The organism is Synechococcus sp. H55.7 (assembly GCF_047462395.1).
Taxonomy (GTDB): Bacteria; Cyanobacteriota; Cyanobacteriia; order Thermostichales; family Thermostichaceae; genus Thermostichus.
In genome coordinates, this window is sequence record NZ_JANSJD010000015.1 from 29,241 (window position 1) to 42,390 (window position 13,150).

Here is a 13,150-nt window from a genome sequence, read left to right on the forward strand (position 1 = left end):
GGATGTCGGTATCTCTCCTCTCCCATCCCTCACCCCCGGCCCCTCTCCCATCCCTCACCCCCGGCCCCTCTCCCAGAGGGAGAGGGGAGTTAGAGCGGCGCGTTCGCGACAGCGTTGCGGAGCAATAACGACGTCAATGACGACGTAGAGAAACGCTTCGTTGCTATTTGAAATGACTACAGTTGCAAAGGGAGCGGGATCCCGCTTTTGCGGCAGGATCAACAGGTAGAGGGCAAGAGAAGGGGTGCGGCATGGGCAAGGTGTATCTGGTGGGGGCGGGGCTGGGTGGGCGGGACGGCCTGACGCAAGGGGCGCTGGAGATCTTGCGGCGGGCTGAGGCCGTTTGGGTGGATGAGCTGGTGGACGAGCGCTTGTTGGCGGAGTTGCCCCCCCAGGCGCAGGCGTGGCGACGTTCCGAAGCAGCGAGCTTGCAGGAGGGCATCCGCTGGCTCATCCAGCGCTGCCGGGAAGGGAAGCAGGTGGTTCACCTCAAGGCGGGGGATCCCTTGATCTTTGGCCGTGCCCGCGAGGAGGTACAGGCCCTGCGGGAGGCGGGCTGCCCGTTTGAGATCTGGCCAGGCTTGTCGTCGGCCCTGGCCGGCCCTTTGTGGGCAGGGATCCCTCTGACCGATAAGCACTTGAGCCGCGCCTTTGCCGTGCTGACCGCCCATGAGCTGGAGCCCCTGCCCTGGGGCGCTCTGGCCCAGTTGGATACGTTGGTGATCTTGATGGGATCCCGGCAGCGGCAGCAGATTGCGGCCCAGTTGGTGGCAGCCGGGATCCCAGCCGAGCGAGCCGTAGCCTTGATCTGGGGGGCGGGGCAGGCGGAGCAGCAGGTTTGGGTGGGCACCCTGGCAGAGCTGCAACAGGGGGAAGGGTTGGAGCCAGAAAAGCTGCCTGGCCTGCTGGTGGTGGGCGAGGTGGTGCGGCTGCGGCAGGAGTTTTTGCCAGGGATCCCACCGTTACCGCCACCGGCTCCTTTGGCAGGCAAAACGGTGCTGGTCACCCGTTCCGAGGGGCAGTCGCCGGCTTGGCGCGAGCTGCTGCAGGCTCAGGGGGCGCGGGTGCTGGAAATGCCCGCCCTGGTCATCCAGCCGCCTACAAGCTGGGATCCCTTGGACGCAGCCATTGCCGACCTGGAGAAATTCGATTGGCTGCTGCTGACTTCGGCCAACGGCGTGCAGGCTTTTTTCGAGCGGTTGCAGCAGCAGGGGCGAGACAGCCGGGCGCTCCACCCTGTGCGGGTGGCAGTGGTGGGATCCAAAACGGCGGCGGTACTGGCCCAGTACGGCATCCGCCCAGATTTGCTGCCCTCTGAGTTTGTGGCCGAGGCCCTGCTGCCCATTTGGCCGGAGCCAGTGCAGGGACAGCGCATCCTCTTTCCCCGCGTCGAATCCGGAGGACGGGAGGAGCTGGTGCAGGGGCTGCGGCAACGCGGAGCCGAGGTGGTGGAGGTGGCGGCCTACCAGTCGGCCTGTCCGGCAGCAGCGGATCCCCAAGTGCTCGAGGCCCTCAAAGAGCGCCAGGTGGATATCCTCACCTTTGCCAGCTCCAAAACCGTGCAGCATTTTGCCCATCTCCTGCGCCAGGCGGGGCTAGGCCCTGAAGTCTGGGATCCGCCCGTGCAGATTGCGGCCATCGGCCCCAAAACGGCAGCAACCTGCAAGCAGATCTTGGGGCGGGTGGATGTTGAGGCGCAGGAGTACACCCTGGAAGGGCTGTTGGGATCCCTCGTTCAGGCAGACGGTTAGCGCGGATAATGGGCAGGGATTGGCAAAGAAAAGGAACCCCCAAGACACCATGTGGCAGACGGCCAAGCTCTACGAAGACATCCTCTACGAAAAAACCGACGGCATCGCCAAGATCACCCTCAACCGGCCCCACAAACGCAATGCCTTCCGCCCCAAGACGGTTGCCGAGATGATCGACGCCTTTCTGGATGCGCGGGAGGATCCTAATATTGGAGTCGTGCTCTTGACGGGCGCCGGGCCGCATACGGATGGAAAATATGCCTTTTGTGCCGGCGGGGATCAGAGCGTGCGGGGGGAGGCCGGCTACCTGGACGAGGCCGGGATCCCGCGTCTTAATGTCCTGGATCTGCAGCGCATCATCCGCTCCTTGCCCAAAGTGGTGATTGCGCTGGTGGCCGGCTACGCCATTGGCGGGGGCCATGTTTTGCATCTCGTCTGCGATCTAACCATTGCCGCCGACAACGCCATCTTTGGCCAGACCGGGCCGCGGGTGGGCAGCTTCGACGGCGGCTTTGGGGCCAGCTACCTGGCACGGGTGGTGGGGCAAAAAAAAGCGCGCGAAATCTGGTTTCTCTGCCGCCAGTACACAGCCGCACAGGCGTTGGAGATGGGCCTGGTCAATGCAGTGGTGCCCGTGGAGGAACTAGAGGCAGAAGGGATCCGCTGGGCGCGGGAGATCCTCCAGCACAGCCCCTTGGCCATCCGCTGCCTCAAAGCAGCTTTCAACGCCGATTGCGACGGCCAGATGGGGCTGCAGGAGCTGGCCGGGGACGCGACGCTGCTGTATTACATGACCGAGGAAGCTGCCGAGGGCAAACGCGCCTTCTTGGAGAAGCGCCCTCCCAACTTTCGCCAGTTTCCCTGGCGGCCCTAGTTCTTTCCATGAATTCCACTTCCCCGCAGGGAAGCGACCGCCGAGATCCAGCAAAAGATTGACCAGGTCAGCGGAAAAATCAGGGTTTGAGGGTTGTCTCCGACCCTGTCGCTGAATTTTGGGTATAAAGCTTTACAGAGATCCCGGTGCTGCTGTTGAGGTGGCCTGGGATGGGCTTCTGAGAGGTGGGCCAAGAGGGTCTTTCTAGGGATCCACGACATAGCTATCCTGGGAGAGGCGCTCGTTACTACAAGCCACAACAGCGGCTGGGATCCCTAAGTTCCTGAGGATTTGCTGGGCGGGCTCTCTCTGGCTATCTCTTGTCTGCGCCGATCCCCAATGCCGCAGTCACCACAGCATTCCGGTCGCTTGAAGTCGTCCCAATGGATGCAAGCCCGGCAGCCCTTCAGCATTTCCGGCCAGCGCTCTCGAATCAACAGTTGCCGCAGCTTGACTTCCCGTGACTCCTGAAAGGGGTGTTGGAATTGGTCCATAGCCATTGGGGTTTCCCAGCTCTCTTAATCTGGTATAAGAGCAGATTTGAGTTTGAGTTCGAGAAATATTGGCATAGCTTAAGGTTTGGAATGGGCCCATCCTTCTTACTGGTTCAGGATAGCTGAGATGAACCTATCTAATTTTGTCTGTCGCTTTGAGAAAAGATTTACCAAAAAATGTAAACAGGTTATATAAAACTTAGCTCATTTTTTCTCCGCTTAAAACAAAAGTGGGATCCAGCGGCAGCAACATTTGAGTCCGACCGCGGTGTTCCAGACGGTTCACCGCCGATTGAATGACCTCCACATGATGAGCCCGCACAGCAGCCAGACCGGCGGAGAGGCCGTAGAGCCCATCCAAAGAGTTGGTTGTCGCCACGATCCGTCCGTTGGGATTGAGATGGCTCCAGCAGGCTTCCAGGATCTCCCGTAGGGGATGGCCTCCCTCAATGCAGATGCGATCCGGTGCAGGAGAAAGGTGTTGCAAACAATCGGGGGCAGTACCTTGAATCACTTGCACGTTGGTGAGGCCAAATTTCTCACAATTGCTCTCGATCAAGCTGACCACCTCTGCGTCTCGCTCGATGGCGATCACGCGAGCCTTGGGGCACAGAACAGCCGCTTCAATGGCAATCGTGCCCGTTCCGGCGCCAATATCCCACAAGCAGTGGTTCTCTCCCAGGCGCAACTGGCTCAGCACCAACACGCGCACCTCGCGAGGGCTCATCGGGATCCCTGGAATGCGTTCAAAGGCAGAATCCGGGATCCCTGGGGTGCGGTAGGGCCAAGGGAAAGGGGTTGACATTGCAAGGCACCGCTGCTGTGCATCTATCCCTCAGCATAGAGCGAATGCTCGACAGACCATCGCCGGTCTGAAAACACCTTCTGGATCCGATCAAGTTCTGGCCATTTCCAAGAGCCATGAAACGGCTCGTTATGTCGATCTCCCCTCTCCCTCTGGGAGAGGGGCTGGGGGTGAGGGATGTAGCTCCCTTGGCTGGAGTAGATAACGCTGGAAAAAGCTGTTAAGGACATTTGCCTGAGCCGAAGTGTCCCAAACCATTCATCCAAAGGATGAGCCTTGCTCGCAGGTAGAGCCAAATCTCATCGTTTGCCCGCAATAGGAATATGACATAGAGGCTCAATACGACTAAGGCACACAAATTTCCCAAAAAAGTGTAGGTTTGGATAATTCGATCGGTACTCCAGCCAAACTCGTAGTTTAGGCGGTTCATATCCCCACTGGCATCTCCTTGCCCGCCAAACAGAGTTCCCCAAGGGATCTGGTTCAGGCCCAATTGGATAGTGTGCCACTGCCAAAAGCTTTTCCATAGGCTGCTGGCTGCAATTCCCAACACTATGAATCGCCAAAAATCCCATCGCCAACGATCCGGCAAGCGAAGATAAAAGCTGGCTATTAAAAAGGTGCTGAGATAAAACTCACCGCCAACGCCGCCAAAGGTAATCAGCAGCTCTTTGGTACGATTGGGCAGCAGCCAAGTCATATAAAACTGCAACAAGGCCAGAAAAATAGCCAACGCCTGCAGCCATCGGATCCGTTCCTTGCGGGCTGACCGGAACAGCAAAGCCAGCAAAAAAAGGATCCCAAAGTATACAAAGGGATCCTCTTTTGAGCTGATGCTGGTCCAGCCAAAGGGTAAGGGCAAAGCTGGATGTCCGCTCCACCAGGCAATGGTGGCATGGCCAAACTCGTGAATCCAGATGTGTAAAGGCAAATGCAACACCTGCAACAAGCCAACGTTGTTTACCAGCAGGGCCACTGCAAATGCAACCGGATAAGCCCAGATATTGACCGCCCAGCTATCGAAAGAAAAGCGATCCCAACGCTGCTGGGATCCCAACTTGAGGCTGCGCTGCCAGAGCAATTGGGAGCCGCGGTAAGCACAAATTTCCACTTGCTTCAGCCGCGGGATCCGCAGTTGCTGCACCATCAAAAACAGTTGGGCAACGAGCAGAGATGGCTGTTGGGGCAGGGATCCGGTGAGGTGGATGTGCAGGGTTTCATCGGCAAAGTTCACCCGTCCGGGCCAGCGTCGCCGCAGCAGCTCCAGCCGCACAACCCGCACAATCGATTGGCTGTCCCCAGCTCGCGCTAGGGTGAGGGGATCCGGTGGGCTGGGCATCCCAGGATACCTCCAAAAATCAAAAATAAGGAGCGAACCCATCATCCCCCAACCCCGCCAGCAAGAGCGAAATTGCGCTCCCTCTCAGGCCGCTCCCGGGGGAGGTTGGTATAGTTGAGGGCAGCAGGTGTGCGGAGTGGATGGAGGGTCATGCCCGAATTGGACAAGCCAGGGTCAAGGCAGATATGGGGGGCGATGCTGCTGTTGAGCTTAACCGGAGCAGGCGTGTTTCTCCCTCAACCTGTCCGGGCTCAGGCAACCACGGCTCCAGGTCTATCTCACATCGACCGTTGGTACTACGATCCGCAGCAGGGACGGCTGGAAGTCAACACCCAGGGCGAGGTGCGGCCTTTCCTGTTTGTGCTCCAGAATCCGCCGCGGGTTGTTCTGGATTTTCCCAACACCCGCTATGGACGGGATCCCCAAACCCAGACTTTCCCAGGCCGTGTTGCCTCCCTGCAGATCAGCCAGCTCACAGAGACCATCACCCGCTTTGTGCTGTATCTGCAGCCGGATCAGCCTCTCAGCCTCAACCAACTGCAACTGCTCACCGCCGGCCCCTCCCGCTGGGCTGTTCAATTCCTCCAGGCCGGCCAACCCTCGCCTGCCGCCCCGCTGTTTCCCCCTGGCCCCCGCGATCCTGCGCCCCCTCCTTCGCGGACGCCACCTCCCCGCAGCCCCGCTCCCTCCCGTGCCGACCATCAGATCTTGGGGGTATCCCCGCAGGCGGAGGGTTTTTTCATCCGCACCCAGGGCAGCCCCGCCACCACGGTGCGGCGCATCCTCGATCCGGATCGGGTGGTGGTGGATTTTCTCAACACCACCCTCAGCCCCGCCCTCACCCAACGAGCCTACATCGTCAACCGTCTGGGGGTTTTGCGGCTGCGCATCGGGCAGTTTGAGCCCACGATTGCTCGGGTGGTGTTGGATGTGGATCCTTCGAGTGGCGATTGGGAAGCCCGCTACGACCCGCAGCAGGGCGGGATCTGGATCCAGCCCGCCGGTGGCGCTGACCAGGCCAGCCTTTTGCCGGAGGTCAGCCAGGGCGATCCCCAAGGGCCGCTGGCTACCTTGCGCTCGGTGGAGCTGCAGGGCAATCAGCTCATCATCAGCGCCGATGGGTTCCTGTTTTACCGGGCTGGCTGGGATCCGGAAAGCGGCGGCTACCGCATCAACGTGGCGCCGGCTCGCCTGCCCCAGTCTTTGCCAGATCCCGGCTTGCCGGTTGGGGGGCCGGTGGAGCGGATCCGCTTTGTGCAAGAAGATGCCCGCACGGTCAGCATTCTGGTGCAACCTGCCGAAGAGTTCAATGTGTTTGAGCCCCACCCCGGCCAGGGATCCCGCCGCATTACCTTGGAGCTGCGGCCTCTCAACGCCCCGCCGCCAACACCTCAGCGGCAACCGTCTGCCCAAGCTTCCCCTCCTCCACCCCAGGGCCGGACGGTCATCGCCGTCGATCCGGGACACGGCGGACGGGATCCCGGCGCCATCGGAGTGGATGGGATCCAGGAGAAGGACATCGTCCTCTCCGTTTCCCTCCAGGTACGACAACTGCTGCAAGAGCGGGGCTATGGAGTGGTGATGACTCGCACCGACGACCGGGAAGTGCTGCTGCAGCCGCGGGTGGATATGGCCGTTCAGGCGAACGCTACCCTATTGGTGAGCATCCATGCCAACGCCCTGGATCGCTCCGGCATCCACGGCATCGAGACCTACTACCTGCGGCCCGATAGCGCCGAGCTGGCCACCATCCTGCACCGCAGCTTGGTGAGGGCCACCGGCGCTGCCGACCGGGGGGTGCGACGGGCCCGCTTTTTCATGGTGCGGGAAACGCCCGTGGGTATGCCTTCCGTGCTGCTGGAGTTGGGCTATGTAACCAACCCAACCGAAGGGCGAAAATTGGCTACTGCCGAATACCAGGCTATTTTGGCGCGGGCCATTGCCGAGGGCATTGAGGCCTTTCTGCGCAGCCGCTAAGGTCCTGCAGCCGATCCCAGGGAGAGGGCCAGAAAGCGATGCCGACAGCCTCAGAGGCAGGGTAGGATACAGCAGCTTAGCCAAGGTGTTGAGGAGAACGGAGCATGCGTTGGGATCCGGATCCCGGTTGGCCAATTGGGGTGTTTGACAGTGGCTTGGGCGGGCTGACGGTTTGGCGAGCCTTGCGCCGCCGCCTCCCCCAGGAACGGCTCCTCTACTTTGCCGATACGGCGCGGCTGCCCTATGGGGAACGCTCCCCAGAGGAGATCTTGACCTTTGTGCGGCAAATTCTGACGTGGATGCAGGCGCAGCCGGTGAAGCTGGTGGTGATGGCCTGCAATACCAGCTCAGCTTTGGCCCTAGAACACGTGCGGCAGGAGTTCGCCCTGCCCATTCTGGGGCTGATCCTGCCGGGCGCCCAGGCGGCCTTGTCTCAGGGATCCCGCATTGGGGTGATTGCCACGGCGGCCACCGTTAAAAGCCGCGCCTACTCCAGGGCCATTCAGGAGTACAGCGCCCTGGATCGCAGGCGTTTTCCCCAACCTGTCCAGTGCTGGGAGCAGGCCTGCCCGGAGTTCGTCCCCCTCATCGAAGCCGGCCAGTTGGACGGCCCCGCCCTGCGGCAAGCGGCCGAACGCTACCTGCAGCCCCTGTTGCAACAGGGGATCGATACCCTCGTCTACGGCTGCACCCACTACCCGCTGCTGGATCCCCTCTTGAAATCCCTGCTGCCCCCAGCCGTCAAACGGGTGGATCCCGGCGTGGCGCTGGTGCGATCCCTGGCCCGCGAACTGAGCTTATGGGGCTTGCGCCGCCCCTCGGCCGCCGCCCAGGAGGAACCCTACCGTTTCTGCGTGAGCGGGGATCCAGAGCGATTTGCCCGCTTGGCCACTCCTTGGCTGGGCTTTCGGCCCCAGGTGGAACGGGTGGAATGGCCGGCCTTGGATGTCAACAGCTCCCGCCGCCCCTGAACAGGCGCTCCTTCTCTTCAGGACTGGGAGCACCAGGCTCTTTGTTCTCAACGGGTCATCACCTGCAGGGGGAAGCGCTCCGCCAACTCCCCTTCTACCTTGGGCAGCCATTCCTCTTGAAACACCCACACCTGGCCTTGCTGCACGCGGCCATCGGGGTTTTGCGTCAGCTCCAGCCAATAGACGAATTGGTTTCCCCGCAGCACCACGCCTTGAATGGCCAAGGCCAGGGTATAGCCGGGAGTATTCGCCAGGGCCTCTGGGGACGGGTAGCGGATCACCTCCACCGCCCGATCCAAATCGGCGGCAATCTCTGGCCCATAGACCTCGCGAATCGCCTGAAAGAGATCTTCCGCCGTCAGCCCTTGTGGGCGAAAGAAGGTCATGCGCTCCGAGCGAATCGTCTCCCGATCCAGCGGGTTGATGATCCGTCCTGGCGGAGCCACCGAGGCCAAAAAGGTAAACCGGGATCCATCCGGCTCCACGCGGTTGATGTTCAGGGTTTCGCCCGGACGGGGCCGCAGCACGGGATTCTCCCTCACCCAGGCGGCCACCTGATCCGGAGATTGCCCAGGGATCCCCCAAGCGGCCAAGCGAAGACCCGCTGCCGCCCAGCAGGCTATGGCCAAACCAATCGCCTTAGCGGGTCGGAGTCCTCTCCCTTGAGACAAGGGCAGTTGTTTACCCCCACAGGATAGAGCCTTCCCTCGGTTGGCGCCCAAGACCGGCCACGGATTGCAATGCACCTTCTCATTCCTCCGGACAACCAATGCAGAAACGATATGAACACATGGTCAGGCAGGGGCAGAGCCTTCCTCGATGGGAAAAGTCCTGCCCTCCCGGCCCTTTCCTACTGTATCTGGAGAGGTTGGTGGGCCTGTTGCGTCTGAGCGCGAGCCTCACGGCCAATGGTTGCAAAGATCCCTCGGCAAGATACGCAGATCGCCGGCGGCTTATCCGCCAAAACGTAAAAAGTATCTTAAGATCAACGGTAAGCAAACCTTATACGCATTAGGTCAGCACCTCAGGAGGTAACCGATGGCTCTCGTTGCAATGCGGACGCTGCTGGATCATGCCGCCGAACACGGCTACGGCATTCCGGCTTTCAACGTCAACAACATGGAGCAGATCCAAGCGATCATGCAAGCTGCCCATGAAACCAACAGTCCGGTCATCCTGCAAGCCTCTCGAGGGGCACGCAAGTATGCGGGCGAGCACTTTTTGCGCCACCTGATCCTGGCGGCGGTGGAGACCTACCCCCACATTCCCGTCGCCATGCACCAAGACCACGGCAACAGCCCCGCCACCTGCTACTCTGCCATCCGCAACGGCTTCACCAGCGTCATGATGGATGGCTCCCTCAAAGAAGATGCCAAAACGCCGGCCAGCTACGAGTACAACGTGGCCGTTACCTCCGAAGTGGTGAAAGTGGCCCACGCAATTGGGGTGAGCGTGGAAGGGGAACTGGGCTGCCTGGGATCCCTGGAGACAGGCCGTGGCGAAGCAGAAGATGGTCACGGTGCTGAAGGGGCCCTCAGCCACGACCAACTGCTCACCGACCCCGACCAAGCGGTGGACTTTGTGGAGCGAACTCAGGTGGATGCGCTGGCTGTAGCCATTGGCACCAGCCACGGCGCCTATAAGTTCTCCCGCAAGCCCACCGGCGACATTCTCGACATGGAGCGCATCGCCGAGATCCACCGCCGCCTGCCTAACACCCACCTGGTGATGCACGGTTCCTCCTCGGTGCCTAAGGAGTTGATCGACATCATCAACCAGTACGGCGGCTCCATCCCCGAGACCTACGGCGTGCCGCTGGAAGAAATTCAGCGGGGCATCCAAAACGGGGTGCGCAAAGTCAACATCGACACCGACAACCGCCTGGCCATCACGGCTGCCGTGCGCCGCGCCCTGGCCGAAAATCCGAAAGACTTTGATCCCCGCTCTTTCCTCAAGCCTTCTATTAAGGAAATGCAAAAAGTGTGCGCTGAGCGCTACATCGCCTTCGGCTGTGCCGGCCATGGCACCAAGGTTCCGGTGGTTACCTTGGATGAGATGGCAGCCAAGTATGCTTCTGGCGCTTTGGCAGCTCAGGTGAAGAAGACCGTCGCGGTCTAGCCCTCACACCCGGCCGCTGCAGCCCAGAACTCCTCGGCGTTTGCTGAGGAGACTCTAGCTCAATCGACAGGTAAGGGGATCCGCAGAGGATCCCCTGTTGCTTTGGAGGAACTTGATGCGTTTTGGCGGTCAGGCAGCTTTTGCTACAAAACTTTTTTCCACTTCGATCTGCCGATTTAGCAACGCCAAAGTCAGGCGATCCAGCATTTCCAGGTCGGCCTCGGAGTAGCGCCGCTGAAAGAGCAGCTCGTTGATCTGGTTTTCTTGTCCTAGGCTGAGGAAGCCGCTGCAGAGCACCTGCTCCACAATTTCTCGAATGCTGGAAGCAACAGGAGGAAAATCAAGACCGGTGTTCATGACCTTTTCCGTTTGAGGGGTTAGCGTTCAAAAGCTGGTTTTACGGGAGGACAGTCACTTGCGCCGAGGAACGAGATAGCGCTGCTTAATCTGCTCCAGCGAGAGGCGGGAAACTCCGGCCCGCGGCTCGTCCTCAGAAGAGGCCTCACCCTGCCACTTGAGGGATACTCCCAGCAGTGCTCCCAAAGAAAAGCTCTCGCTCAACAGGGCCGCTATGCGGTAAGTACGGTAGTCTAGCGTTAGATCGACACCAGCTTGCATCTGCGTTTCCTCCGTATTTCCAACGTTCACGTTCCCATTATAGCCTGGATATCCGTAAAAAAACGTAAAACACCGAGGATCTACGTACGCGATTTATAGGATTTTTCTACGCCATTTGGCGGATAGCGGCGGGGATCCTACGGATCTGGGGGGGCAGGTTCAGGGATCCCAGCTCAGCAGAGCCGCGATTGCGGCGGCCAGAGTGGCGGCGTTGAAGGGCTTGCTGCTGAGGCCATTGGCTCCCAGACGAGCCAAAGAGGCACCCTGGCATCCCTGATCCTCGAAGTTTCCTGGATAACAGGGATCCCCTACGTTGCCCCCAGAGGGCGAAACCTAGTCAGTGTTTTCGTTGCTCACAAAACCTGGGTTGTCCGGGGATCCACTGGGTTCGGGCGATTCCAGCGCGTGTTTGAGGGCATGCCAGGCCAGGTTGGCGCACTTGATGCGCACCGGAAATTGGGCAACTCCCTTCATGGCGTTCAAGGCCCGCTGCTCCCGCGGAAACTCAGCGCCGCCGCGCATCATGGCTTGGAAGTGATCCACCAACTGCAACGCTTCGGGGATGGTGCGCCCCCGCACGGCGTCAGCCATGAGATCGGCAGAGGCCAGGGCAATAGCGCAGCCTTCGCCCTCGAACTTGACATCGACAATTCGCTCTTGATCCGGATCCAGTTGCAAGGTGAGGTCGATGGTGTCGCCACAGGAAGGGTTGTGGCCGCGTTGGTGGCGATGAACCGGATCCACTTTGCCGAAGTTGCGGGGCTTTTTGTACCGCTCCAGAATGACTTGCTGATAGAGTCCGCGCAGGTTATCGAGAGGCATTGTTGTTCCCGCTTGGTCGCTGCTTGGGCCGGAGAGCGTCAAGAGCTTTTGAGGGTTGAAGGGCGATAGGGTCGAGATCGAGAAGCCGAGGAAGCTAGCCCATTCCGGCCAATCTGTAACTTAATCTTAACCCCGTTCTCTGTAGAGATTTAGTAGAAAAACGCCTGCCAGCGCACGGGCTTGCGTTGGCGCATGTAGAGCCAATCGAACAGGTTTTTCAGCAGCGTGGCCAGGTAGCCGCGCCAGACCCACCTGCCCTTCTCGGCGACGGCAACCCGGTTTCCCATCGTAACGCAGACAAACACAGTGGCCTGGGGTCGGTAGGGAAGCAGGGGTTGGCCGCGGATGAGCCGCAGCAGGTTTTGTGCTGCAATCGGCCCCTGGCGCACCGCGTACACGCCGATCTTGGGCAAGAGCCGGGATCCCCAGACAAAGTCGGCGCAGTCCCCTAAGGCCAAGATGCGCTCTGCCCCCTGCACCCGCAGGCACTCATCCACCAGCAGGGATCCCGTCGGCCCCAGCGGCAGGCCGCAGCTTCTCAGCCAGGCGGGCGCCTGCAACCCACCCGCCCATAGGCGGGTCTGGGCCACCAGCTCGCTGCCATCCTCTAGCCAAACTTGCTGTGGCCCGAAGGCTTTTACCCGGCGCTCCGCCCAGATCTCTACCCCCAAGCGGCGGATCTCCCTTTCCACCTCCTGGCGGAAGCGTTCTGAGAAGCCCTCGACCAGATGGGCCTGGCCATGGATCAGGAGCAGGCGGGCCCGCGCCAAAGGGATCCCCGTTGCTGCGCTCATCTCGCGGCAGAGGTCGTACAGCTCTCCCATCAGCTCTGTGCCGGTGCAACCTCCCCCCACCACCACAAAGGTCAGCAGGCCCGGCGTCGGATCTCCCTGGGCCGCCCGCTGCCAGCACTGCCGGATCCAGGTTTGGGCGGCCACCAGTTGCTCCGCCGGTCGAATGGCGAAGGCATGTTGCATCCCGTCGATGGGACGCAGCTCCCGCCCCACATTCACCAACAGGTAATCGTAGGCAAGGGTTTGGATCCCGCCTGCGCCTTCCAGGGTCAGGGTTTGCGCCTGCGGCTGCATGTGGGTTACTCGTCCCGGCAGAAACTGGGCACCATTGGCTTGAACGTGCTCCAGCAGCGGGATCCGCACCAGATCCAGGGAAAACCGACCGCTCAGCAGCCGCGTGGACATGCCCGAGTTGACGATGTAGGGGTGGGGATTGATGGCGATCACCCGCGCTTGCCCTTTGAGGGCCCGCAAGGCGTCGATGGCCCCATAGCCACATCCGGCCAAGACCACTGTGGGCAGGGCTCCCTTCATGGCTGGAGCGGCAACCTCTCGCAGGCGGGCGCGCACCTTGTCGGGCGGCAACC

Annotated in this window: 13 protein-coding genes; 5 read left to right on the forward strand and 8 right to left on the reverse strand. The window is 60.8% G+C overall.

Annotated features, from left to right (window positions below; translation table 11 throughout):
• The first annotated feature begins 251 nt into the window (after positions 1-251).
• Positions 252-1,751 carry a uroporphyrinogen-III C-methyltransferase gene (gene cobA, locus NW851_RS08805; protein WP_414337869.1) on the forward strand — a complete coding sequence of 500 codons (1,500 nt, stop codon included), beginning with the start codon at positions 252-254 and terminating at the stop codon, positions 1,749-1,751.
• Positions 1,752-1,800: 49 nt separating this feature from the next.
• On the forward strand, positions 1,801-2,625 hold the full coding sequence (menB, locus tag NW851_RS08810) for a 1,4-dihydroxy-2-naphthoyl-CoA synthase (RefSeq protein ID WP_414332432.1): 825 nt from the start codon (positions 1,801-1,803) through the stop codon (positions 2,623-2,625).
• Positions 2,626-2,900: 275 nt separating this feature from the next.
• On the opposite strand, the gene NW851_RS08815 is transcribed toward menB, so the two are convergent.
• The 3 genes from NW851_RS08815 to NW851_RS08825 form a co-directional block, all read right to left on the reverse strand.
• Positions 2,901-3,119 (reverse strand): hypothetical protein, encoded by a 219-nt coding sequence (locus NW851_RS08815; RefSeq protein ID WP_414337870.1) that lies wholly within the window; start codon positions 3,117-3,119, stop codon positions 2,901-2,903.
• 199 nt (positions 3,120-3,318) lie between these two features.
• Positions 3,319-3,924 carry a precorrin-6Y C5,15-methyltransferase subunit CbiT gene (cbiT, locus tag NW851_RS08820; protein WP_414332428.1) on the reverse strand — a complete coding sequence of 202 codons (606 nt, stop codon included), beginning with the start codon at positions 3,922-3,924 and terminating at the stop codon, positions 3,319-3,321.
• A gap of 220 nt (positions 3,925-4,144) precedes the next feature.
• Positions 4,145-5,263 carry a hypothetical protein gene (locus tag NW851_RS08825; RefSeq protein ID WP_414332426.1) on the reverse strand — a complete coding sequence of 373 codons (1,119 nt, stop codon included), beginning with the start codon at positions 5,261-5,263 and terminating at the stop codon, positions 4,145-4,147.
• 150 nt (positions 5,264-5,413) lie between these two features.
• Between NW851_RS08825 and NW851_RS08830 the strand changes: the two genes are divergently transcribed.
• Together NW851_RS08830 and murI are read left to right on the forward strand one after the other, a co-directional pair.
• Complete coding sequence (locus NW851_RS08830; RefSeq protein ID WP_414332424.1) at positions 5,414-7,240, forward strand: N-acetylmuramoyl-L-alanine amidase; 1,827 nt, start codon at positions 5,414-5,416, stop codon at positions 7,238-7,240.
• Positions 7,241-7,344: 104 nt separating this feature from the next.
• A complete protein-coding gene (gene murI / locus NW851_RS08835) occupies positions 7,345-8,211 on the forward strand; it encodes a glutamate racemase (protein WP_414332422.1) in 867 nt (288 codons plus the stop codon).
• A gap of 47 nt (positions 8,212-8,258) precedes the next feature.
• On the opposite strand, the gene NW851_RS08840 is transcribed toward murI, so the two are convergent.
• A complete protein-coding gene (locus NW851_RS08840) occupies positions 8,259-8,840 on the reverse strand; it encodes a hypothetical protein (RefSeq protein ID WP_414332420.1) in 582 nt (193 codons plus the stop codon).
• 409 nt (positions 8,841-9,249) lie between these two features.
• Between NW851_RS08840 and fba the strand changes: the two genes are divergently transcribed.
• Positions 9,250-10,329 carry a class II fructose-bisphosphate aldolase gene (gene fba / locus NW851_RS08845; protein ID WP_414332418.1) on the forward strand — a complete coding sequence of 360 codons (1,080 nt, stop codon included), beginning with the start codon at positions 9,250-9,252 and terminating at the stop codon, positions 10,327-10,329.
• A 129-nt stretch (positions 10,330-10,458) separates the two neighbouring features.
• On the opposite strand, the gene NW851_RS08850 is transcribed toward fba, so the two are convergent.
• From NW851_RS08850 to NW851_RS08865, 4 genes are all read right to left on the reverse strand, one after another.
• Entirely contained in the window at positions 10,459-10,686 is a 228-nt protein-coding gene (locus tag NW851_RS08850) for a hypothetical protein (protein WP_414332416.1), read from the reverse strand.
• Positions 10,687-10,740: 54 nt separating this feature from the next.
• A complete protein-coding gene (locus NW851_RS08855; RefSeq protein ID WP_414332414.1) occupies positions 10,741-10,947 on the reverse strand; it encodes a hypothetical protein in 207 nt (68 codons plus the stop codon).
• 333 nt (positions 10,948-11,280) lie between these two features.
• Positions 11,281-11,769 carry a Fe-S cluster assembly sulfur transfer protein SufU gene (sufU, locus tag NW851_RS08860; RefSeq protein WP_414337875.1) on the reverse strand — a complete coding sequence of 163 codons (489 nt, stop codon included), beginning with the start codon at positions 11,767-11,769 and terminating at the stop codon, positions 11,281-11,283.
• A gap of 149 nt (positions 11,770-11,918) precedes the next feature.
• Positions 11,919-13,148: an NAD(P)/FAD-dependent oxidoreductase gene (locus NW851_RS08865; RefSeq protein WP_414337877.1), complete on the reverse strand. Its 1,230-nt coding sequence runs from the start codon at positions 13,146-13,148 to the stop codon at positions 11,919-11,921.
• Positions 13,149-13,150 lie beyond the last annotated feature (2 nt).